Below are 287 nucleotides of genomic sequence, written 5' to 3'. Positions count from 1 at the left end.
GTTGGTGCCACGTACTTAATTGGCGACATAAGTCGCCTTGCTTATCTAAGTAAGCTTGCCCTTCAAGCACAGGCGGTATTATCACTAACAAAGGAGAACAGCTGTCATCCAGACTGACTAAACATTCTTTTTCGACTTTCCAGCGGCTTATTTTGAACGCGACATTAGTATCAGGCTGCATCTCGCTTAATATTCGATTGGCTGATTGGAAAAGATCAATCAATCCATAAACGGCCGACTGTGCAGTACCTGGAATAATAATGATCGCAACCGAAATAATGTTATTC

General features: G+C 42.2%; 1 protein-coding gene. It reads right to left on the bottom strand.

Annotated features, from left to right (window positions below; all coding sequences use genetic code 11):
• Positions 1–287 (bottom strand): type 1 glutamine amidotransferase family protein (locus tag Q4528_RS13500; protein ID WP_303522040.1); only part of this gene is annotated, 287 nt, incomplete at both ends.

It is taken from the genome of Staphylococcus pasteuri, assembly GCF_030547725.1.
Classification (GTDB): domain Bacteria; phylum Bacillota; class Bacilli; order Staphylococcales; family Staphylococcaceae; genus Staphylococcus; species Staphylococcus pasteuri.
Note: the sequence above shows the minus strand (reverse complement) of the source record. Positions and strands in the feature narration are given on the sequence as shown.